Origin of the sequence: Mesorhizobium sp. M0106 (assembly GCF_040322715.1) — a bacterium.
In the GTDB taxonomy this organism is placed as follows: Bacteria; Pseudomonadota; Alphaproteobacteria; order Rhizobiales; family Rhizobiaceae; genus Mesorhizobium.
Genome location: NZ_JAMYUA010000001.1, coordinates 352,959 through 375,000, shown reverse-complemented (window position 1 = coordinate 375,000; position 22,042 = coordinate 352,959). Strand labels below are relative to the sequence as shown.

Genomic DNA, 22,042 nt, shown 5'->3' with positions numbered 1-22,042 from the left:
CCCTGAATAAAATAAGGGTAAAGTGGCGAACGCGGGGAACTGAAACATCTAAGTACCCGTAGGAAAGGACATCAACCGAGACTCCGGAAGTAGTGGCGAGCGAACCCGGACCAGGCCAGTGGCGATGATGAGACAAGCGGAACCTTCTGGAAAGTAGGGCCATAGTGGGTGACAGCCCCGTACGCGTAATGCAAATCATCGTCCTCGAGTAAGGCGGGACACGTGAAATCCTGTCTGAAATTGGGGGGACCACCCTCCAAGCCTAAGTACTCGTGCATGACCGATAGCGAACTAGTACCGTGAGGGAAAGGTGAAAAGCACCCCGACAAGGGGAGTGAAAGAGTACCTGAAACCGATTGCCTACAAACAGTGGGAGCCCGCAAGGGTCACCACGTACCTTTTGTATAATGGGTCAGCGACTTAGTGTGACGAGCAAGCTTAAACCGATAGGTGTAGGCGCAGCGAAAGCGAGTCTGAACAGGGCGTTCAGTTCGTCGCATTAGACCCGAAACCGAGTGATCTAGCCATGAGCAGGTTGAAGGTAAGGTAACACTTACTGGAGGACCGAACCCATAACTGTTGCAATAGTTCGGGATGACTTGTGGCTAGGGGTGAAAGGCCAATCAAACTCGGAAATAGCTGGTTCTCCGCGAAATCTATTTAGGTAGAGCGTCGACCGAATACCCCAGGGGGTAGAGCACTGGATGGGCTAGGGGTCCTCACCGGATTACCAAACCTAACCAAACTCCGAATACCTGGGAGTAATAGTCGGCAGACACACGGCGGGTGCTAACGTCCGTCGTGAAAAGGGAAACAACCCTGACCTACAGCTAAGGTCCCCAAGTTATGGCTAAGTGGGAAAGGATGTGAGGATCCCAAAACAACCAGGATGTTGGCTTAGAAGCAGCCATCATTTAAAGAAAGCGTAACAGCTCACTGGTCTAAATAAGGGTCTTTGCGCCGAAAATGTAACGGGGCTAAAGCCATACACCGAAGCTTAGGGTTTGCAGCAATGCAAGCGGTAGCGGAGCGTTCTGTAAGCTGATGAAGCCATACCCGTGAGGGGTGGTGGAGGTATCAGAAGTGCGAATGCTGACATGAGTAACGTAAGGGGAGTGAGAGACTCCCCCGCCGAAAGTCCAAGGGTTCCTGCTTAAAGCTAATCTGAGCAGGGTTAGCCGGCCCCTAAGTCGAGGCAGAAATGCGTAGACGATGGGAACCACGTTAATATTCGTGGGCCTGGAGGAAGTGACGGATCATTGAGGTAGTCCAATCTTATCGGATTGAAAGGGCTGCTGCGTGGTTCCAGGAAATAGCTCCTCCTTATAGACCGTACCCGAAACCGACACTGGTGGACTGGTAGAGTATACCAAGGCGCTTGAGAGAACTATGCTGAAGGAACTCGGCAAATTGCACGCGTAACTTCGGAAGAAGCGTGACCCTTTCATGCGCAAGCATGGGAGGGTGGCACAGACCAGGGGGTAGCGACTGTTTATCAAAAACACAGGGCTCTGCGAAGTCGCAAGACGACGTATAGGGTCTGACGCCTGCCCGGTGCTGGAAGGTTAAGAGGAGGGGTGCAAGCTCTGAATCGAAGCCCCAGTAAACGGCGGCCGTAACTATAACGGTCCTAAGGTAGCGAAATTCCTTGTCGGGTAAGTTCCGACCTGCACGAATGGCGTAACGACTTCCCCGCTGTCTCCAGCATAGACTCAGTGAAATTGAATTCCCCGTGAAGATGCGGGGTTCCTGCGGTTAGACGGAAAGACCCCGTGCACCTTTACTATAGCTTTACATTGGCATTCGTAGTGGCATGTGTAGGATAGGTGGTAGGCTTTGAAACCTGGGCGCCAGCTCAGGTGGAGCCATCCTTGAAATACCACCCTTATCACTATGGATGTCTAACCGCGGCCCGTTATCCGGGTCCGGGACAATGTATGGTGGGTAGTTTGACTGGGGCGGTCGCCTCCTAAAGAGTAACGGAGGCGCGCGATGGTGGGCTCAGAACGGTCGGAAATCGTTCGCTGAGTGCAATGGCATAAGCCTGCCTGACTGCGAGACTGACAAGTCGAGCAGAGACGAAAGTCGGTCATAGTGATCCGGTGGTCCCGCGTGGAAGGGCCATCGCTCAACGGATAAAAGGTACGCCGGGGATAACAGGCTGATGACCCCCAAGAGTCCATATCGACGGGGTTGTTTGGCACCTCGATGTCGACTCATCGCATCCTGGGGCTGGAGCAGGTCCCAAGGGTATGGCTGTTCGCCATTTAAAGCGGTACGTGAGTTGGGTTCAGAACGTCGTGAGACAGTTCGGTCCCTATCTGCCGTGGGTGTAGGAATATTGAAAGGATCTGTCCCTAGTACGAGAGGACCGGGATGGACGGATCTCTGGTGGACCTGTTGTGGCGCCAGCCGCATAGCAGGGTAGCTATATCCGGACGGGATAACCGCTGAAGGCATCTAAGCGGGAAACCCACCTTAAAACGAGTATTCCCTGAGAACCGTGGAAGACGACCACGTTGATAGGCCGGGTGTGGAAGAGCGGCAACGCTTGAAGCTTACCGGTACTAATAGTTCGATCGGCTTGATCGTTCTCATTCCTAATGCCCATTTCTAGTGACAATCCTTGGATTGCGCCGAAATGGATGGCACAGAAAACAGCTTCTCGAGCAACGTGCGTTTTGCCGACCTGGTGGTTATGGCGGAGCGGCTGCACCCGATCCCATTCCGAACTCGGCCGTGAAACGCTCCAGCGCTGATGGTACTTCGTCTCAAGACGCGGGAGAGTAGGTCGCTGCCAGGTCTGCCAAGCGCACGTTGTTTAATCTTCTCCTTACGAACAGGCCCGCCAACGGGGACTCCGGGCCGCGAAAGCAGCCCTTTCATTTGGCGGAAGCTTGAATCTGGTGAGCCAAGGCTTACCTTTAGGGTTGACGCGGGGTGGAGCAGCCCGGTAGCTCGTCAGGCTCATAACCTGAAGGTCACAGGTTCAAATCCTGTCCCCGCAACCAAATTCGAAAACGGCCCGCCTTGTGCGGGCCGTTTTCGTATGGGCTGAAGTACGGCGACAGGACACTTAGCATTCCGCGGCCAATTTTTCGCGTATGTGCTCCGATCCACCTCTCATACGTGGGGCGAATGGCCGATCGGGATTTACGACGCGCCAAAAAGGCGCGCTGCCGTCTTAACTGATATGCACCAGGTGCCGCCGCACAGTCACTGGGCAGCAGGCGTCTGCTCCGTATTTTGCCGCGAGCTTACGTCGTAACTCCGCAAGGTCCGACAAGTGGTCAGGTCGTGCAGCCCGGAGCTCGTCAGCGACCATTTTCTCGGTTGGGATCAGCATGCTCTGCGTAAGGGTCTTGCCTTTGCGTCGCGTTTTGACCAGCGGCAATTCGCTCATAATTCACCTCCAGGAACTCCCCTACAGAAGACGAACAAGGATGCCGCAATCCGACAGAATCTCGGATTGATTTGATTGCCGTGGCTCGAAGCCACAGCCATGAACCCACAAAGACGCGTCCGGCCGGACACGTAGCAACCCGGACACTTAGCAACGAAGCCGACACAGCGGGACACCGAGGCAGATACTGTCCGCACGAACTCCCTGCAATGCACACATCAAAATCCCCGCTTGCCTTATGGCGCCGGGGTTTTTGGCTCCGTGCTGCCCAACGGAACGGAACTCTACTTCTTCGCCGACATGGCTCGAGCTGCAGCTCTAACCGGCATCGCGGTTGGTCAAGGCGATGTGGCAGCAGCCGGAACCGTGGCCCGCCGTCCAGGTGACGTTGTCGAAGCGCACTCCGGTGGCCTCGAACAGGCCGCGATCGAAGGCGCCGGCGATGCGGCAGAGCGTGGCGAGCTTCTCGTCGTCGATGCCGGCTTCGACCCAGGCGTCCTTCAGCGGGCAGCGCCTGACCCTGAAGGCGATGCGGTCCGGGCCGCGTTCGACATCGGTCGGATACATGCGGCCGCCATCCGGGCTGACGGCCAGGAACGCCTCGCCGATCGCCGGTGCGTCGTTGGGGCCGAAATCGGCGAAGGCCGCCGCCGCAACCTCCCTGCCTCGCCGTTCGATGGTGCGGATCATGATCGCCTCAGCCTTTTCCGCGCCAACTTCCGCGGTCAGCTCGTCGAGCAACAGACGATAGAGATCGGCACGGTTGCGGAAGGCGGAATCGAGTTCGCGCGACAGTTTTTCGGCTCTGACTTCGGCGTCGGTCATGATGCGTCCTGTTCGATCCTCGAAAGTCTTGGCGCTGCCGCCACCAGCGCCTTGCCGATCGCGGATTGCGGCGCGTCGATGACGGTGCGGGCATCGCCGCGCTCGGCAATCCGCCCGCCGTCCAGAATGGCGATGCGGTGGGCGATGGCACGGACGACGCCGAGATCGTGCGAAATGAACAGATAGGCGATGCGCTCCTCGCGTTGAAGGTCGAGCAGCAGCCGCAGGATCTGCGCGCGAACCGAAACGTCGAGCGCCGACACGGCCTCGTCGAGCACGACCAGCGACGGTTTCGTGGCGATGGCGCGGGCGATTGCAACGCGCTGGCGTTGGCCGCCGGAAATTTCGTGAATGGCGCGGCCGGCGAGACCGGGGCTGAGGCCGACGCGTTCCAGCAGAGCTGCAATACGGCGCGGGCGCTCGGGGCCAGAGGCAATGTGATGGATGCGCAAGGGGTCGTCGAGCACACGCGCGACTGTGGCGCGTGGGTTCAAGGCGGCGAGCGGATCCTGAAACACCATCTGAAGACGAGTGCGCCGGCCGCGCAAGGCAGCGCCGTTCAGCGACAGGAAATCGCTGCCTTCAAATTCGATACTGCCGGTATCGAATTCGATGAGCCGGAGCACTAGACGAGCTATCGTCGACTTGCCGCTGCCGGAAGGTCCGGCCAGCGCCAGCGTCTCGCCGGGGTCGATGTGGAAGGAGACGTCGTCGACCGCGGCGATGGTCTTGCCGCCGCGACTGTATCGTTTGGTCAGGCCGGAAACGGCGAGCAGTGGGTCGGTCATGTTCGCCGCAACAGCGGCTCGGCGTCGAGGCCGAGATGAGCGTCAAGCAGCACACGAGTGTATGCGTGCCGCGGGGCATTGACGATTTGGGCTGTCGAATCGAGCTCGAGCAGCTCGCCATGCCGGAACACCGCGATGCGCTCTGCAAGCTCAGCGGCCAGCGCAATGTCGTGGCTGATGAACAGCAGCGTCATACCGTCCTCGGCCACCAGTCGCCGGATCAGCCCGACAATCTCGGCCTGCACGATGGTGTCCAGCGCACTGGTCGCCTCGTCGGCGATCAGCAGTTTCGGCCCGGCCGCAATCGCTGCGGCGATCGCCACGCGCTGCTTCTGGCCGCCGGAGAGCTGATGTGGAAACGCGCGCAAAGCGGCATCGGGGTCGGGCAGACGGACGCGTTCGAGCAGGGTTTTTGCCTTGGCATAGGCGTCTCGCCAACTGAGGCCGAGATGGGTGTAGGCGACTTCCGCGATCTGCTTGCCGATTGGCATCACCGGATCGAGACTTGCGGATGGGTCCTGGAAAATAAAGCCCATGTCACGGCCACCGATTGGAGCATGGTCGCGAAGACCGGCAGGTGCCTTGGCACCAAACATTGGTGGCGGGCGCAAGAGCCAATCGATACGGCCTTCGATCTTGGCAGTGGCCGGCAGCAGCCCGGCAATGGCTAGCGCCAGCGTGCTCTTGCCGGAACCGCTCTCGCCGATGATGGCAAAGCGCTCGCCGGCGGGGATGTCGAGGCTGACATTCTTTAGCGCCGCCACCTCGGCGCCGTCGCGGCGATAGGTCACCGTCAGACTGCGAATCGAAGCAAGCGCCGTCACGACAGGCTCCTCCTCATCGCCGTGGTCTCGACGACGCCTTCGCCGGTGAGATAGACGCCGAGCACGGTCAGCACGAGCGCTACGCCCGGAATGATCGACAGGAAGGGCGCGGTGCGCAGCACGGCGCGGCCTTCGGCGATCATGCCGCCCCAGGTTACGCGGTTGGGGTCGCCAAGGCCGAGGAAGGACAATGCCGCTTCGGTGAGAATCGCCGCGGCGACGATCACCGACGACAAAGCCATTACCGGCGGCAGCGCATTGGGGAGCACCTCGCGAAAGGCGATCTCCAGCGGATGCATGCCGATGACGCGGGCGCCGGCAACAAAATCGCGCTCGCGGATCGACAGCACTTCGGCGCGCGCCACGCGTGCCGGTCCGGTCCAGGCGCCCAGCGCGATCGCAGCGACGATGACGCCGAGCGACGGCCCGACGATGCTGACGAAAGCCAAAGCCAGCAGAAAGGCTGGGACGGTCTGGAAAGCGTCGGTGATGCGCATCAGCATCTCGTCGACAAGACCGCCGGCAAAGCCGGCCAACGTGCCGATCACGGCACCGACGGCAAGGGCGGCGGCGGCTGCTGCCAGCCCGACCGCCAGCGAGGTGCGGGCGCCGTGGAAAAGCTCGGCAAGCACGTTGCGGCCGAGGCGGTCGGTGCCGAGTGGCAACGACCAGTCCTGGAACGGCGGCAGCAACGCCGGCCCGGCAATCGCCTGCGGATCGCCGGGAAAGAACAAAGGTGCGGCAAGCGCCACGGCAAACAGCGCCGCCAGGATGACCGCGCCGGCGATCGCTTCCGGGGTCCGGAGAAAGCGGCGAAGCGGGCTCACGCGCCGGCCTCACTGGCGCCGACGCGCGGATCGAGGAAGGCGTAGGCGATGTCGACGAGAAGGTTGATGATGACGACCAGGACAGCGCTGGTGAGAATAATGCCGAGCAGTAGTGGGGTATCCCGCGCGGCCACCGCTTCCTGCGCCAGCCGGCCGAGGCCGGGGACGGAAAAGACGCTCTCGATGACGACGCTGCCGCCCAGCATTTGCGCCGACTGCAGGCCGAACATGGTGACCAGCGGCAACAGCGCGTTACGGGCGACGTGAGCGAGCACGATGCGACGGCGGGAAAGTCCCCTGGCACGGGCGGCCAGCACAAAGTCCTGCCGCCACACCTCGGCCATGCCGGCGCGCATCATGCGCAGATAGAGCGCGAGATAAATGAAGCCGAGCGCCGAAACCGGCAGGACGAGATGGCGGGCGATGTCGGCGGCGCGATCGAGGCCGCTCCTGGCCGAGGCGATACTCTCGATGCCGCCGATCGGAAACCAGCGCAGGTCGACGGCGAAGACAATGATCAGCACAAGCCCGAGCCAGAAGCCCGGCACGGCATAGAGCGCCAGCGAACCGATGGACAGGAAGCGATCGCGGAAGCTGCCGGGTCTGGCGCCGGCATAGATGCCGAGAGCCGAGCCGAGGCCGAAGGAGAGCGCCGTGGCGCTCCCCATCAACAGCAGCGTGTTGGGCAGGCGCTCGAGGATGACATCGCGGATCGGCCGCGAAAAGCTGACCGATTGGCCGAGATCGAGATGCAGCAGCGCCCAAAGGTAATTGGCGAGCCGTGTCAGCTCCGACTGGTCGAGCCCCCAGCGGTGACGCAACAGCTCGATCATGCCGGCGTCGCCTCCGGTCGAGACGATGTAGGCATCGACCGCGTCGCCGGGAGCGGCTTCGAGCAACAGGAACGTGCCGATGACGACAATCAGCAGCACGAAGATGCTGCCGACGAGACGGCGGCGAAGGAGGATGACGGCGCGGGTCATGGCGCAACGCCGATAGGAGAGCCAAGTCTTCGGTGCCGCGCTTTACGGCGCCCCCCTCTGTCCTGCCGGACATCTCCCCCACAAGGAGGGAGATTGGCAGTTTCGGCGATGCCGGCCGTCTTGCAACGCTGGAGATTGGCGAAAGCGACAATGACAGCCGATCTCCCCGCTCGTGGGGGAGATGCCAAGTGGTGGCAAAGAGGGCAGGACAGAGGGGGGCGCGAAAAAGCTCTCATCGCTGAAGCTGAGCACCCACACAAGCGGCACGCAAGTCTGGAGAGACTTCCTTACCCCGCGAGCCAAGTGTCCGCCCAGTTCGATACTGCCCAGCGCGGGTTGTTAGCGATGTTGTTGACCATATCGCGGGCGACGCTGATGAAACTCCATTCGGCGACGTTGATCAGCGGCAGGTCGGCGGCAACTTTTCTCTGGAACTCCTTGTAGAGTTCGGTGCGGGCGGCGGTGTCGAGCGTCTCCGATGCCTTGGCGATCAGGGCGTCGAGATCGGCATTCTTGTAGCCACCCTGGTTGGAGAAGGGCACGCCGTCGGGAATACCGCTCTGCACCAGGATGGTGGTCGAGATCGCCGGATCGCCGCGGAACACCGGCGGCCCGACCGCAAGGTCGAAGGCGTGGTCGGTGTAAACCGCCTTGATGTGCGCGGCAGAGTCGTTGTTGACCAGCTGGGCGTCGATGCCAATGACGGCGAGCGCCTGGCGCAGATAGTCGCCGAACTGTTTGGTTTCGTTGAAGTAAGGCGCGGGCAGCAATCTCAGTGAAAAGCGTTTGCCGTCATCGCCCCGGCTGTAGCCGGCCTCGTCAAGCAAGGCGTTGGCCTTGGCGACGTCGAAAGCGTAGGTCGGCACGTCGGCGGTGTAGAATTGCGGGTCGTTTTTCGGCACCGGGCCAGTGGCGGTGGCGGCATAGCCAAGGAATACCGTCTTGACGACGAAATCCTTGTCGATGGCGTGAGCGATCGCCTGGCGTACTTTCAGGTCGGCCAGCTCCTTGCGGCGATGATTGATCTCGACGACGAGCTGGTAGGTCAGCCCTTCATAACCCTTGGTGATCACCTTGAGACCGGGCACTTTGGAGATGCGGTCGAGATCGGCCAGGGGCACGGCGGAGAAGGCGGCGAGCTGGATCTCTTCGGCTTCCAGGGCGCTGGCCGCCGACGTGCGGTCCGGCAGCACCTGATAGATGATCTCGTCGAGATAGGGCTCGTCCTTGCCCCAATAGTCGGTGTTCTTCTCCAGCCGGTAATATTCGCCGGGCTTGTATTCGGCAAATTTGAACGGTCCGGTGCCGACCGGGGCGTTGTTGGCCGGGTTGTCCTCGATCTTTCCGGTCTCGTAGATGTGCTTGGGCACCACGCTGCTCAGCGCCGGCAAGGCGTTGCGGATTAGCTGGAACGGTGTCGGCTTGGCGAATTTGAACACGGCTGTGGTTTCGTCCGGCGTGTCGACCGCCTCCAGATCCTTGAACACGGTGCGGCCGAGATTCTGCAGCGGCTTCCAGACCTGCAGCGCCGAGAAGGCGACATCGGCTGAGGTGAATGGCTTCCCATCATGCCATTTGACGCCCTCGCGCAGTTTGAACGTCACCGACAGGCCGTCGGCGGCACCTTCCCAGCTGAGCGCCAGGCGCGGATCGAGCCCGTCCTTGCCGCCGAAGGAGGCCTCGGCCAAGGTTTCCACGATCTTGCTCGAGATGAAGAAGACGCCGTTCGAGGCGACAATCGCCGGATTGAGGTTGCGCGGCTCGGAATCGGCGGCGACAACCAGTCGTCCGCCCTTTCTCGGCGTCTGCGCCGAGCCGATCGTCGGCATGGCGGTGGAGGCCAACAGCAATGCCGAACCGGCCAGCATTGTACGTCTGGAAATGGTGAACTCTGGCATGATCGAACTCCGTCCTCTCCGCGGACCCGGCCGGGTCCGCCGTACCCCTCGGACGCTCGTAAGCATCCTGCAAAGCTGATTATGGGCCTTGTGCGGGGTTTCGCCAAAGACGGAATTGGCGCATCTCTACGTGGCTTTGAAATTTCCGTCCGCTGGACCAGTTGTACAGAAAACGGTTCGACGCGCGGTTCTAGCAGGACCAGACTGGAGTAAAGTGCAGCAGGTGGAGCAGCTTTTGGGGCTGGTTCGCCCGTTCTGGCTGGACCAGATCGGGCAAAATGATGCACATTTAAGCATAGCCGAGGTTCAGAGCCGGAAAAGCCGGTGCCGGCGAGCGGCCGGCTAAGGGATTTCAGGGAGAGAGACATGAACATTGCCCCAGGCAAGAATGCCGTCGGCAGCGTGCCGTTCGACCAGGCCAGGGTGGACGGGCTGATGGAGGAGGCCGGCATCGACGTGCTGCTCGCCACCTCCAATCACAACACGCAATATCTGCTTGGCGGCTACAAGTTCATCTTCTTCGCCGCCATGGATGCAATCGGCCACAGCCGTTATCTGCCTGTCGTTGTCTATGAGAAAGGTGGGCCGGAGCATGCCGCCTATATCGGCAACCGCATGGAAGGCGGCGAGCACCAGAATCATCCGTTCTGGACGCCGACACTGCATGCCGCCTGCTGGGGTACGCTCGATGCCGCCAATCTGGCGGTCGAGCATTTGCGAAAGATCGGTAAGGGCAATGCCCGCATCGGCATCGAGCCCGCCTTCCTGCCGTCCGACGCCTATATGCTGATCCGCAACGCGCTGCCGGATGCCAAGCTGATCGATGCGACTGATATGCTGGAGCGCATGCGGGCAATCAAAACCGAGGCGGAGCTGGAAAAGCTGCGCATCGCTTCTGAGCTGATCACCGATTCCATGCTGGCGACCATCGGCTGGGCACGCGAAGGCACGACCAAGAGCGAGATCATCGAACAGCTCAGGCGCGAGGAGACCAATCGCGGCGCGCATTTCGAATATTGCCTGTTGACGCTAGGCTCCAGCCACAACCGCGCCGCCTCGCCGCAGGCGTGGAGGAAGGGCGAGGTGATGTCGATCGATTCCGGCGGCAACTACCACGGCTATGTCGGCGATCTTTGCCGCATGGGCGTGCTGGGCGACCCTGACGCCGAACTCGAGGATCTGCTGGCCGAGATCGAGGCAGTGCAGCAGGCGGCCTTCTCCAAGGTCAAGGCGGGCACGCTGGGCGGTGACATGATTTCTCGTGCCGAAGGCGTTCTGAAGAAATCCAAGGTTGCGGCCTATACTGATTTCTTCGCGCATGGCATGGGGCTGATCACGCATGAAGCGCCGTTCCTGATGACCAACCATCCGGTGACCTATGAAGGCACCTATGCCGCAAAGCCGCTGGAGAAGAACATGGTGCTTTCGGTCGAGACGACCATGCTCCACCCGACGCGCGGCTTCATCAAGCTGGAGGACACGGTGGCGGTGACCGATGCCGGTTACGTCATGTTCGGCGATCGGGGCAGGGGCTGGAACAGGGGTGGGGCTTAGGCGCCTTCTATCTCACTTCCCGCCCGGCGGCATCAACCTGAAATCCGGCAACTCCCGCAATGCCAGTTCCGGCCCTGCCGGCGAATAGACGACGAAAAGCTGCATCGGCCCGTCGCCGGTATTGAGCGTCGAGTGGAAGCGGCTTTCCGGCACATAGATGGTGCAGCCGGGGCCGACTTTCTCGACGACCGGGTTGCCTTTCTCGTCTTCGACCATCTGCTCGCCATTGCCTGAGATGACAAAGATGATCTCCTCCGCACCCGGATGGTTATGACGCGTATGGCCTTTGCCTGACGGTAGGTCGACGACACCACCGGAAAATCGCTTTGCGCCGTTCACTTCGGGAGCGACCGTCAGCGACAGCCTGCCCCAGTCGAAGCCGAAGGCGCTGACGTCTTTTGGATATACGAATACCTTGCTGTTGTCGGTCATCGTTCCACCCTTCTGTTTGCTGGTCTCTACGCAGCGCCGAACGTGACCGCCTTGAAATCCGCCGTCTGCCTGGCGATTGAGGCTTCCGCCGGCAGCCGCTCCATCGAACTGGCGCCATAGAACCCGTGCAGGCCCTTGCAGCGCTCGAGAATATATCTGGCGTCGTCCGGCATCGAGATCGGCCCGCCATGGCAAAGCAGGATCATATCCTCGCGCGCTGAGCGTGCCGCTTTGGCGATGGCGTCGATCTCGCTCACACAGTCGTCCAGCGATTTAGCCGATGTCGCGCCAATCGAGCCGCCGGTGGTCACCCCCATATGGGCGACGACGATGTCGGCGCCAGCTGTTGTCATGGCGCGCGCCTCGTCTGGGTTGAAGACATAGGGCGTGGTCAACAGGTCGAGTTTGTGAGCCTCGGCGATCATGTCGACCTCGAGCCCGAAGCCCATGCCGGTTTCTTCAAAACTCTGCCGCATCTGGCCGTCGAACAGTCCGATGGTCGGAAAGTTCTGCACACCGGAAAAGCCCATCGTCTTCAACTCGGCCAAAAGCAGCGGCATGATGACGAAGGGATCGGTGCCGTTGACGCCGGCCAGCACAGGCGTCTTCTTCACTACCGGCAGCACTTCGTAGGCCATTTCCTTGACGATCTCGTTGGCGTTGCCATAGGCGAGCAGGCCGGCGGCCGAGCCGCGCCCGGCCATGCGGTAGCGGCCGGAATTGTAGATGATGATCAGGTCGATGCCGCCGGCTTCCTCTGCCTTGGCCGACAGGCCGGTGCCGGCACCGCCGCCGACGATCGGCACGCCGTCCGCGATCATCTTGCGGAATTTCTCCAGGATTTTCTTGCGCGGTATGGCGGCCATGTCTTGGTGTCTCACTGTCTGGCGATGTCGAGGAAGGCCGTCGTGGCAGCCCAGGCGAATTCGGGGTCGTTGATATGAAGCGGCAGGCGCAGCACGCGCCGCGTTTTGGCCGGTTTGATGGTACGCTCGATCGCCCCGAACAAAGCGGCATCGGCTTCAGGGTCGAAGAAGGCGCCGCCTTCAATGTCGAGCGCCGACACGCCTTTCTCCGGAATGAGGAAACGAACCGGACCCTGGCAGAGGCTCAGCCTTGTACCGATCCATTCGCCGATCGTTCTGCTTTCGTCGGCAGTGGTGCGCATCAGTGTGACGTTTGGATTGTGCTCATAGAACAGCCGGCCGCGATAGCGTTCCGGAATTGTCGGCGGCGCCCAGAAATTGACCATGTCGAGCGCGCCGACCGAGCCCACATAAGGCAGCCCGGTGCGGGCGATGGCGCCAAAGCGATCTTCGGTCGCCGGCAGCACGCCGCCAAGCACCAAGTCGCAGACTTCGGTCGTTGTGATGTCGATGACGCCTGACAACAGGCCGCTGTCGGCCAATTTTTCCATGGTGCGGCCGCCGGTGCCGGTGGCATGAAAGACCATGCAGTCATAAGTCGAACGAAGCTCATCGGCGATCGCGGTCACGCATGGCGTGGTGACGCCGAACATGGTGAGGCCGAGCGACGGTTTGCCCTCGGGCGGCGGCGCCGGCTTTGTCGCCATGCCTGATATCGCCTGGGCGGCATTGTGCAGCACGACACGCGAAAGCCGGTTGAGGCCGGCCATGTCGGTCACCGACGGCATCATGACGATGTCGGAGATGTCGACGTAAGGCGCGGTGTCACCCGAGGCCAACGTCGAAACCATGATCTTGGGCAGACCGAGTGGCAGCGTGCGCATGCCTGCGGTGATGATCGAGGTGCCGCCACCGCCGCCAATGCCGATAATCCCGGCAATATCGCTGCGCGACTGGACAAACCGGGCAAAGGCGGCAGCCATCGCCGCCACCGCGGTGCCGCGATCGTCGACGCCGAGCACGGCATTGCGACCCTCGGAATGGTGGCTGGCGACCTCGTCTGCCGAAACATCGACCGGCACGGTCGCGCCGCGTGTTCCGATGTCGACACGGGCAATCGAAGCGCCGGTAGCCGCGACCGCATCGGCCAGAAATGCGAGTTCCTCGCCCTTGGTGTCGGCGGTGCCCACCACATAGATGCGCTTCATCGCGTTTCCCCGGTCTTGGGCGTGCTCGGCGCTGCCGCCCCTTTTTGCCCGGCCGTTCGACGGCGCGAAGGGCCATTGCAATTTTTTGAGACACGCGTATCGTATTGACATGAATGTCTCACGTCAACAAGCGGCAATGGACGACGATGCCAGCCAAGGGCCGAACCCCCAAGTAGAGCGCGGGGCCCGCGCGCGCACCAGGCGTCTCATGCTTGAGACGGCGACAAAGCTGATGCAGGCGGGCGCCACGCCCTCCGTCAGCGAGGTGGCGGAGGCAGCGGAGGTCTCGCGCGCCACCGCCTATCGGTATTTTCCGAGCCAAGCGGCGTTGGTGCAGGCGGTGGTCGATGAGGGGCTTGGGCCGATCCTTACGTGGAAATCGAGCTCTGCCGATCCCGAGCGCCGGGTCGCCGAGCTGTTCGAGACCGCCATGCCGCGCATCGAGGTCTTCGAAGCGACGTTCAAGGCGGCGCTGAAACTGTCGCTCGACCAGTGGGCGCAGCGACAGGCAGGCACGCTTGACGGCGAACCTGCCTTCACGCGCGGCCATCGCGTCGATCTTTTGAAAGATGCGATCGCGCCACTCAAAGGCCGGTTGCCGCCGCGCGAATTCAAGCGGCTCGCGCAGGCGCTGTCATTGATCTTCGGTGTTGAGGTGCTGATCGTTTTAAAGGATATATGGGGATTGGATAGCCGCAGTATGATGTCGGTTGCGCAATGGGCGGCCGGCGCTCTTGTGCGCGCGGCTATGACCGAATCGATGATTGAAGGAGATGGGATCGCGCCGACGACCGCCGTGAGATGACGCCAATCTGGTTCGACCAGATTTTCAACCTGGCTATTCATGCTACTAGCGATGCAGCGGCCCAAGTAAGGCATTCATGTATCAAGGAGTAGGAAAATTCAGGGAAAACAGGCAGATATCGCAGAAGCCAACTTGTCTGCGTGTCCGCCACCGCCCAAGAAAGGGCTTGACGTTCCTCTTAAATTGGTAATACCAGATCAGGACAAATAAAGCGGATCAAAGGTGAAGGCTGAGATCCGTTTCGGTCGAGCGAGGAGGCTCAAAAACCGGAACGGTGCCGTCACGGGAGGACTACCAGGGCCGGCCTCGCCGCCGGCTCGCATGACGCGGTAGAATGCGCACAAGGGAGGAAATCATTATGCGCAAGACAATGACCAGCTTGCTTGCTGGTATCGGCCTAGTGCTCGCCTGCGGAACGTCCGTCTACGCGCAGGAAAAGGAACTTACAATCTTCTGGGCGGAATGGGATCCGGCCAATTACCTGCAGGAACTCGGCAACGAGTACGAGAAGGAGACCGGCGTCAAGATCACGGTGGAAACCACACCGTGGCCCGACTTCCAGACCAAGGCCTTCACCGAGTTCAACGCCCATGGCGACGCCTACGATATGGTCGTCGGCGACTCGCAATGGCTTGGTGCTGGCTCGACCGGTGGCCACTATGTCGACCTGACCGACTTCTTCAACAAGCACAAGGTCGGTGAAGTGATGGCACCGGCCACGGTGAAATACTATGCCGAATATCCGGGCGGCAGCAGCAAGTACTGGGCCATTCCGCTCGAAGGCGACGCCGTCGGCTGGTCCTATCGCAAGGACTGGTTCGAAGACCCCAAGGAAAAGGAAGCCTTCAAGGCCAAGTATGGCTACGATCTCGACGTGCCGAAGGATTTCAAGGCGCTACGCGACATCGCCGAATTCTTCTACCGGCCGGACCAGAAAAAATACGGCATCGCCATCTACACCGACAATTCTTATGACGCGATGGCGATGGGCTTCGAAAACGCGCTGTTCTCCTTTGGCGGCGAGCTGGGTGACTATAAGACCTACAAGGTCGATGGCTTCATCAACTCCGACAAGGCGATCGCGGCGCTCGACGCCTACAAGGAACTCTACAAGTTCACGCCTCCGGGCTGGGCCAAGTCGTTCTTCGTCGAGGACAACCAGGCGATCACTGAAAACCTGGCCGCGATGAGCATGAACTACTTCGCGTTCTTCCCCTCGTTGATCAACGAGGCGTCGAACCCGAACGCCAAGAACACCGGCTTCTTCGCCAATCCAGCCGGACCTGGCGGCGACCAGTTCGCCGCACTCGGCGGTCAGGGCATCTCCATCGTTTCCTACTCGCAGAAGCAGGAAGAGGCGACGAAGTTCCTGGAATGGTTCATCAAGGACGAGACCCAGAAGAAATGGGCAGCGCTTGGCGGCTACACCTGCAGTGCCGCCGTGCTCAAGTCGCCCGAATTCCAGAACGCCACGCCCTACAACAAGGCGTTCTACGAGACCATGTTCAAGGTCAAGGACTTCTGGGCGGTTCCGGAATACGCTGAACTGCTGCAGCAGCTTAACCAGCGCATCTATCCTTACATGATCGGCGGCGAAGGCACCGCCAAGGAGACGCTGGACGCACTGGCAGCCGACTGGAACGCGACCTTCAAGAAATACGGCCGCGGCCAATAAGTATGAAGTTTCACGGAGGGGGCGTTCGTGCCTCCTCCGTTTCTTTTTCTGATTTTTGAAATCTTTCTGATTTCTGAACTGGGAGCAGGGTCTTGGCGACCACAATGATCACCACGCTGGACAGGTCCTCGCGGGCCGCCGCTCGCGGTCTAAGCGACATTTCGATCCGCAATCTCTTCATCATCCCGACGATCCTGTTTCTGATCGTCTTTAACATCTTCCCGCTGATCTATTCGCTGGGCTATTCGTTCACCGATTTCCGCGCCTCGACCAGCGCGGCGGCGAATTTCGTCGGGCTGCAAAACTATCGCGACCTGCTCAGCGATCCCTATGTCTGGTCCAACTTCGCCATCACCGCAAAATACGTCATCATCTCGGTCGCCGGCCAGCTGCTCGTCGGCTTCGGCGTGGCCATGCTGCTCAATCGCGACATTCCGCTCAAGGGCCTGCTGACGACGCTCCTGTTGTTGCCGATGATGCTGTCGATGGCCGTCGTCGGCCTGTTCTGGAAGCTGCTCTACGATCCGTCCTTCGGCATCATCAATTATGCGCTCGGCCTCGGCACCTTCGAATGGCTGTCGAATCCGAAAATGGCGCTCTATGCGGTTGCGCTGACCGACATCTGGATGTGGTCGCCCTTCGTCATGCTGTTGTCGCTGGCCGGCCTGTCGGCCGTGCCCAAGCATCTCTACGAGGCAGCCGCGATCGACAGGGCCGGGCCGTTCTACACCTTCTTCCGCATAACGCTGCCGCTGGTTGCGCCGATCCTGATGATCGCGGTCATCTTCCGCACCATGGAGGCGTTCAAGACCTTCGACCTCGCCTACATCCTGACCAGCCAGCCGACGGCCGAGCTGATCTCGATCCGGCTCTACAAGATGGCGTTCCAGGAATGGCAGACCGGGCGTTCCTGCGCGCTCGCCTACATCGTGCTGATCATGGTGCTGGCGATCACCAACATCTATGTCAAATACCTCAACAAGGTGAAGGAGCGCTGAGATGGCCGCAGTCCGCACTTCTTCCGAAATCACCTTCAACCGGGTCGCCATCGTCGCTGTCCTGCTGGTGACGATCATCTTCCTGGCGCCGATCTACTGGATCGCCTCGACGGCGTTCAAGCCGCGCAACCTCGCCACCACCATTCCGCCGACGGTGGTTTTCCAGCCGGAGATATCGCCCTTCGTCAAGTTGTTCACCAAGCGTTCGCAGCTGCGCAGCCCGCCGTCGCCGGAGGAGTACGCGGCTGCGCCGTGGTGGGAGCGCGTCGTCTTCAATGGGGGCGAAAAGATCGTGCGCGACGGCAAGGGCCAGGTGCAGTGGTCGGGCTATCCGAGCCGTTTCATGAACTCACTGATCGTTGCCATAACCTCGACCGTCCTGGCCGTCGGCATGGGCACCTTCACCGCCTATGGGTTCTCGCGCTTCAAGGTAAAAGGCGAGGCGGACCTACTGTTCTTCATCCTGTCGACACGCATGCTGCCGCCGGTGGTCGTCGCCATTCCGATGTTCCTGATGTACCGGGCGGTCGGCCTCAACGATTCCCATATCGGCCTGATCATCCTTTACACCGCCTTCAACCTGTCCTTCTCGGTGTGGCTGATGAAAGGCTTCATGGACGAGATCCCCAAGGAGTATGAGGAGGCGGCCCTCGTCGACGGCTATACGCGCATGGAGGCCTTCTTCAAGATCGTGCTGCCCGAGGCCGCCACCGGCATCGCCGCCACCGCCGTGTTCTGCTTTATCACGGCGTGGAACGAATATGCCTTCGCACTGATCATGACCAGCCGCCGTGCCCAGACAGCACCGCCCTTCATCCCCAGCCAGATCGGTTCCGGCCTGCCGGACTGGACGGTGATTGCCGCCGGAACCTTCCTGTTCCTGCTGCCGGTCGCGATCTTCACCTTCCTGCTCCGCAACCACCTGTTGCGCGGCATGTCGTTTGGAGCGATCCGCAAATGAGCTTTCGCGACATCAACCAGAAATATCTCGAACCGGGCAGCCAGGTGCTGATGGTGCTCGGTATCATCGCGCTCTGCCAGCCGTGGAACATGCTGCTGCACAGCTATGGCGTGACCATCATCCTGATCGGCCTGATCGGCTTCAACATCACCTCCAAGATCGCGCCGGAGGAGAAGGCCGGCACCGGGCAAGGGGCAAATCCGGGGGCACAGCATTGACCCAGATCGAGCTTCGAGGCGTCCAGAAATATTTCGGCGCCGTCCAGGTCATCAAAGACCTCAACCTGAAGATCGACGACAACGAGTTCATCGTGCTGCTCGGCCAGTCGGGCTGCGGGAAGACGACGACGCTCAGGGCGATTGCCGGGCTGGAGACGATCGACGGCGGCGACATCCTCATCGACGGCAAGCCGGTCCAGCACCTCAAGGCCGCCGATCGCGATATCGCCATGGTCTTCCAGTCGTTCTCGCTCTATCCGCATATGAGCGTCTATGAGAACATCGCCTTTCCGCTCAGGGCGACGCGCAAGAGCAAGGCCGAGATCGACAGCGAGGTTCGCTCGGTCGCCAAGAAGCTGCAGATCAGCGATCTCCTCGCCAAGAAACCGTCGGCGCTGTCGGGCGGCGACATGCAGCGCGTGGCGATCGGCCGAGCCTTGGTGCGGCGGCCGAAGGCGATGCTGATGGACGAGCCGATCGGGGCGCTCGATGCCAAGCTGCGCGAGGAGATGCGGGCCGAGATCAAGCGGCTGCACATCAAGCAGGGCTCGACCAGCATCTACGTCACCCACGACCAGATCGAGGCGATGAGCCTCGCCGACCGCATCGTCATCATGCATGAAGGTGTGCTGCAGCAGGTCGGCTCGCCGGACGAGGTCTATTCGCATCCGGCGAATCTTTTCGTCGCGCAATTTGTAGGCAGCCCGGTGATGAACGTCGCCGACGCTTCGGTGACCGAGAAAGCCTCATCGGCCTCGGTCACGGTCGGCGATGCGGCCGCCGGTTTCGAATTCCCGCGCGCCTTGCTGTCGAAGCTCAACGGCCATGCCGGCAGCCAACTCGCGCTCGGCATCCGGCCGGAAGGCGTCCTCGTCCGCCGCGAAGCCGCCGAGGGATTCTTGCCGGTGGAGACGCAGATCGTCGAGCCGCTCGGGTCCTTCGACATCGTCGACCTCAAGGTCGGCTCCAAGATGCTGCGTGCGCGCACCAAGAGCGGCTTCATCGGCGGCCCCGGCGAAAGAGTCTTCGTCAGAATCGATCCCAGCCAGGCGCATTTCTTCGACACGGCGAGCGGCAAATCGCTGGGAGTGAGACTCTGATGGCCCACATCCAGCTCAAGAACATCTCGAAGAAATTCGGCAATCACACCGCCTTGACCGGGCTCGATCTCGACATCGCCGATGGCGAGTTCTTCGTCCTGCTTGGCGAGACCGGCGCCGGCAAGACGACGACGCTGCGCATGATTGCCGGCCTGGAAAAACCGAGCGAAGGCCAGGTCTTCATCGACGGCGTCGATGTCGCCGACTGGGGCGCGGCCGAGCGTGACGTGGCGCTGGTGCTGCAGCAATATTCGCTGTACCCGCGCTATACGGTGCGCCAGAACCTCGAATTTCCGCTGAAGCCGAAGATCCGCCGGCTGCCCGATGCCGAGATCAAGGATCGTGTCGACCGCGCGGCCAGGACGCTGAGGATCGAGCATCTGCTCGACCGCAAGACCGACAGGCTTTCAGGCGGCGAGATGCAGCGCGTCTCGATCGGTCGCGCCATCGTGCGCAAGCCGCGGGTATTCCTGATGGACGAGCCGTTGTCGGCGCTCGACGCCAAATTGCGCGAGGCGCTGCGCACCGAATTGAAGAACCTGCAGATGCAGCTTGGCGCCACCTTCCTGTTCGTGACGCATGATCAGATCGAGGCGATGTCGATGGGTGACAAGGTCGGCGTGCTCAACCATGGCCGCATCGTACAGACCGGCACGCCGTACGAGATCTATAACAATCCGCGCGACACCTACGTGGCAAGCTTCGTCGGCTCGCCGCCGATGAACCTCATCGACGGCAAGCTCGTCAACGGACGTGCGGTGATGGCGCCGCTCAATTTCGAATTGCCGTTTGCGGGGGGTGCCAAGACTTCGGGGGGTGCCAAGACTTCGTGGGGGCTAAAGACGGGCGCGGCGACCGACGGGCGCCCGCTCGTCTTCGGTATTCGTCCCGAGGACGTCTATCTCGAGACCGGCGCGCCGGTCGAGGCGCGGGTCCATGACGTCGAGAACCATGGCGTCGAGAAGATCCTGACGCTGCGGGTCGGCGACGCCATGCTGCGCGCCACCGTGCCTGCGAGGACCGACGTCCAGATAGAGCAGCCGGTGCGCTTTGCCTGGAACCCGGACAAGGTGGTGCTGTTCGACAAGGGCAGCGGAATAAGCCTGCGTCACGCCGGCTAAGTACAAGCGTCTTTACTGCGCTAGAGCGGGATACGTTCAAAGTGAACCGTGCATGCCGCTCTATCCATGTGTTTTAGCCGCATTTGTGCGACGCCACGTGATTCCGCTTGGCTGCGAAATGCTCGAGTCTTCCCGTCATCCCCCGTACGGGGGATGCGGATGCTCCGATTTGTCGAATAGGCTGATCCTTTGGTCCCAAACGGGCTTTGCAAGCCCAATTTGGAGGCCCAAAATGGAGGGTTGGCTATGGGAAATCTGTTCCGCAGTTTTGCGACGATCCTGCTCGTCGCCGGTATGGGATTGTCGGCGGCGCATCTGGGCGAGGCGCAGGCAGCCAAGAAAGTTGTCGCCGGCGCGAAGGTCGACGCCAAGAAGATCAAGGACCTCAACGGCACGGTCAATCTGTCCACCAGCGACTGCAAGCTGTTGTTGAGCGGCACCGTCGTGGAAGTCTCGGATGGCAGGTGCGGGGCCTCCGGCAAATATTGCAAGAGCAGCGCCGGCTCGGCCTGCATCACCGAGCAATAAGCCGGCCAACGTTTAGCCGGCCTGGCGGATCTCCGCCTGTTCCTCGGCCCGGAAATGGCTGGGCGGCGATCCGATGACCCGTTTGAAGGCGCGGCTGAAGGAGGCGTCGGATTCGTAGCCGAGGCGCGCCGCGACGACGGAAATCTTGAGCCGGTCGCGGACCAGCCATTGCCTCGCCTGGTGCATCCGCACCTGCGTGACGTACTTTGCCGGTGTTTCGCCGACAATGGTTGCGAAGCGCTCGGCGAAACCTGATCGCGAGGCACCCATCATCTTCGCCAGAGCCTCCACCGTCCAGTCGCGGTTCGGTTCCAGATGGATCGCGGCCAGCACCCGGCCGATCTCGCGGTCCCTGACCGCCGCAATCCAACCGGAAGAGTCGCCGCAGCCGCGCTCGACCCATGAGCGGATGACGGTCGCGGCGAGCACATCGGCCAGCCGCGCCAGGATGCCGCCAGAGCCGACGCGCTCCATCGTCACCTCGCGGGCCATCGCTTCCAGCAAATGCGGGATACCTGGCTCATAGGCCTCCAACTCATGTGCGCGCATCACGTCCGGCATCATGCCGAGCAAGGGGTGCAAGCCATCGAGATTGAAATACATGCTGCCGAAAAACAGCAAGGTCCCCGGACGGCAGCCGGGCATGCCGTCATTCGACATGCAATAGACACCCTTGCAGATTTCCTCGACATCATAGCCGTGGATCGGCGCCGCCTCGATACCCGGCTCGCTCGCCAGCGTGTGGGCTGAGCCGCGCGGCAACAAGGCAGCGTCGCCCGCCTTGAGCTCGACCCATTCACCGGACGGCTGCAGCAACCAGCAGCCTTGGCGGCCGATGAAATGAAACCGTGCCGCCGCCTGAGCCGGAAAATGGATGCCCCAGGGTTCCTTCATCTCGCAACGGCCGTAATCGACGCCTTCGAGGCGCAATCCGCGCAATATGTCTGTCAGCGGATCACCGGTGATTGGAATTTTGGACGAACGGTCAAGCATAATGGTGTTTCTAGCATGGAAACTCCAGACAGTCA

19 protein-coding genes, 1 tRNA gene, 2 rRNA genes and 1 pseudogene (1 of these 23 running past the window's edge) are annotated in these 22,042 nt (G+C 61.2%); 12 read left to right on the top strand and 11 right to left on the bottom strand.

All coding sequences use genetic code 11. From position 1 onward, the window contains the following. The 3 genes from NKJ55_RS01810 to NKJ55_RS01800 form a co-directional block, all read left to right on the top strand. Positions 1 to 2,592 (top strand): 23S ribosomal RNA (locus NKJ55_RS01810); it begins 207 nt to the left of the window's first position. Between the two features lie 96 nt (positions 2,593 to 2,688). Further along, a 5S ribosomal RNA gene (gene rrf, locus NKJ55_RS01805) occupies positions 2,689 to 2,803 on the top strand. 131 nt (positions 2,804 to 2,934) lie between these two features. Continuing rightward, positions 2,935 to 3,011: transfer RNA gene (locus tag NKJ55_RS01800), tRNA-Met, on the top strand. Between the two features lie 65 nt (positions 3,012 to 3,076). Here the strand turns inward: NKJ55_RS01800 and NKJ55_RS01795 are convergent. From NKJ55_RS01795 to NKJ55_RS01765, 7 genes and pseudogenes are all read right to left on the bottom strand, one after another. Continuing rightward, positions 3,077 to 3,403, bottom strand: a pseudogene (locus NKJ55_RS01795) (hypothetical protein). 318 nt (positions 3,404 to 3,721) lie between these two features. Beyond that, complete coding sequence (locus NKJ55_RS01790; protein WP_352448414.1) at positions 3,722 to 4,228, bottom strand: L-2-amino-thiazoline-4-carboxylic acid hydrolase; 507 nt, start codon at positions 4,226 to 4,228, stop codon at positions 3,722 to 3,724. Continuing rightward, positions 4,225 to 5,016 (bottom strand): ATP-binding cassette domain-containing protein, encoded by a 792-nt coding sequence (locus NKJ55_RS01785; protein WP_352448413.1) that lies wholly within the window; start codon positions 5,014 to 5,016, stop codon positions 4,225 to 4,227. Before NKJ55_RS01785 ends, NKJ55_RS01790 begins: the two co-directional genes overlap by 4 nt. Then, positions 5,013 to 5,840 (bottom strand): ABC transporter ATP-binding protein, encoded by an 828-nt coding sequence (locus NKJ55_RS01780; protein WP_352448412.1) that lies wholly within the window; start codon positions 5,838 to 5,840, stop codon positions 5,013 to 5,015. Before NKJ55_RS01780 ends, NKJ55_RS01785 begins: the two co-directional genes overlap by 4 nt. After that, a complete protein-coding gene (locus tag NKJ55_RS01775; protein ID WP_352448411.1) occupies positions 5,837 to 6,667 on the bottom strand; it encodes an ABC transporter permease in 831 nt (276 codons plus the stop codon). The genes NKJ55_RS01780 and NKJ55_RS01775 overlap by 4 nt, the downstream gene beginning before the upstream one ends. Next, on the bottom strand, positions 6,664 to 7,650 hold the full coding sequence (locus tag NKJ55_RS01770; protein WP_352448410.1) for an ABC transporter permease: 987 nt from the start codon (positions 7,648 to 7,650) through the stop codon (positions 6,664 to 6,666). The genes NKJ55_RS01775 and NKJ55_RS01770 overlap by 4 nt, the downstream gene beginning before the upstream one ends. A 287-nt stretch (positions 7,651 to 7,937) precedes the next feature. Further along, entirely contained in the window at positions 7,938 to 9,548 is a 1,611-nt protein-coding gene (locus tag NKJ55_RS01765) for an ABC transporter substrate-binding protein (RefSeq protein ID WP_352448409.1), read from the bottom strand. Positions 9,549 to 9,914: 366 nt separating this feature from the next. Between NKJ55_RS01765 and NKJ55_RS01760 the strand changes: the two genes are divergently transcribed. Next, complete coding sequence (locus NKJ55_RS01760; protein ID WP_352448408.1) at positions 9,915 to 11,102, top strand: M24 family metallopeptidase; 1,188 nt, start codon at positions 9,915 to 9,917, stop codon at positions 11,100 to 11,102. A gap of 12 nt (positions 11,103 to 11,114) precedes the next feature. Here NKJ55_RS01760 and NKJ55_RS01755 read toward each other — a convergent pair whose 3' ends face one another. From NKJ55_RS01755 to NKJ55_RS01745, 3 genes are read right to left on the bottom strand one after another with little or no spacing between them, the layout of a single operon-like run. Beyond that, complete coding sequence (locus tag NKJ55_RS01755) at positions 11,115 to 11,534, bottom strand: cupin domain-containing protein (RefSeq protein WP_352448407.1); 420 nt, start codon at positions 11,532 to 11,534, stop codon at positions 11,115 to 11,117. A 26-nt stretch (positions 11,535 to 11,560) separates the two neighbouring features. Beyond that, positions 11,561 to 12,400 carry a phosphoenolpyruvate hydrolase family protein gene (locus NKJ55_RS01750; protein WP_352448406.1) on the bottom strand — a complete coding sequence of 280 codons (840 nt, stop codon included), beginning with the start codon at positions 12,398 to 12,400 and terminating at the stop codon, positions 11,561 to 11,563. Between the two features lie 11 nt (positions 12,401 to 12,411). Then, complete coding sequence (locus NKJ55_RS01745; protein WP_352448405.1) at positions 12,412 to 13,608, bottom strand: Tm-1-like ATP-binding domain-containing protein; 1,197 nt, start codon at positions 13,606 to 13,608, stop codon at positions 12,412 to 12,414. A gap of 109 nt (positions 13,609 to 13,717) precedes the next feature. On the opposite strand from NKJ55_RS01745, the gene NKJ55_RS01740 reads away from it, so the two are divergent. From NKJ55_RS01740 to NKJ55_RS01705, 8 genes are all read left to right on the top strand, one after another. Then, on the top strand, positions 13,718 to 14,413 hold the full coding sequence (locus NKJ55_RS01740) for a TetR/AcrR family transcriptional regulator (protein ID WP_502901422.1): 696 nt from the start codon (positions 13,718 to 13,720) through the stop codon (positions 14,411 to 14,413). Between the two features lie 358 nt (positions 14,414 to 14,771). Continuing rightward, positions 14,772 to 16,088: an ABC transporter substrate-binding protein gene (locus tag NKJ55_RS01735; RefSeq protein ID WP_352448404.1), complete on the top strand. Its 1,317-nt coding sequence runs from the start codon at positions 14,772 to 14,774 to the stop codon at positions 16,086 to 16,088. 92 nt (positions 16,089 to 16,180) lie between these two features. Further along, positions 16,181 to 17,086: a carbohydrate ABC transporter permease gene (locus NKJ55_RS01730; RefSeq protein WP_254816733.1), complete on the top strand. Its 906-nt coding sequence runs from the start codon at positions 16,181 to 16,183 to the stop codon at positions 17,084 to 17,086. A 1-nt stretch (position 17,087) separates the two neighbouring features. Beyond that, positions 17,088 to 18,047 carry a carbohydrate ABC transporter permease gene (locus tag NKJ55_RS01725; protein WP_352448403.1) on the top strand — a complete coding sequence of 320 codons (960 nt, stop codon included), beginning with the start codon at positions 17,088 to 17,090 and terminating at the stop codon, positions 18,045 to 18,047. Next, complete coding sequence (locus NKJ55_RS01720) at positions 18,044 to 18,265, top strand: hypothetical protein (RefSeq protein ID WP_023675179.1); 222 nt, start codon at positions 18,044 to 18,046, stop codon at positions 18,263 to 18,265. The genes NKJ55_RS01725 and NKJ55_RS01720 overlap by 4 nt, the downstream gene beginning before the upstream one ends. Then, a complete protein-coding gene (locus NKJ55_RS01715) occupies positions 18,262 to 19,365 on the top strand; it encodes an ABC transporter ATP-binding protein (protein ID WP_352448402.1) in 1,104 nt (367 codons plus the stop codon). Before NKJ55_RS01720 ends, NKJ55_RS01715 begins: the two co-directional genes overlap by 4 nt. After that, positions 19,365 to 20,486 carry an ABC transporter ATP-binding protein gene (locus tag NKJ55_RS01710; RefSeq protein ID WP_352448401.1) on the top strand — a complete coding sequence of 374 codons (1,122 nt, stop codon included), beginning with the start codon at positions 19,365 to 19,367 and terminating at the stop codon, positions 20,484 to 20,486. Before NKJ55_RS01715 ends, NKJ55_RS01710 begins: the two co-directional genes overlap by 1 nt. A 246-nt stretch (positions 20,487 to 20,732) precedes the next feature. Continuing rightward, positions 20,733 to 21,014: a hypothetical protein gene (locus NKJ55_RS01705; protein ID WP_352448400.1), complete on the top strand. Its 282-nt coding sequence runs from the start codon at positions 20,733 to 20,735 to the stop codon at positions 21,012 to 21,014. A gap of 12 nt (positions 21,015 to 21,026) precedes the next feature. Here NKJ55_RS01705 and NKJ55_RS01700 read toward each other — a convergent pair whose 3' ends face one another. Continuing rightward, a complete protein-coding gene (locus NKJ55_RS01700) occupies positions 21,027 to 22,007 on the bottom strand; it encodes an AraC family transcriptional regulator (RefSeq protein WP_352448399.1) in 981 nt (326 codons plus the stop codon). Between the last annotated feature and the right edge of the window lie 35 nt (positions 22,008 to 22,042).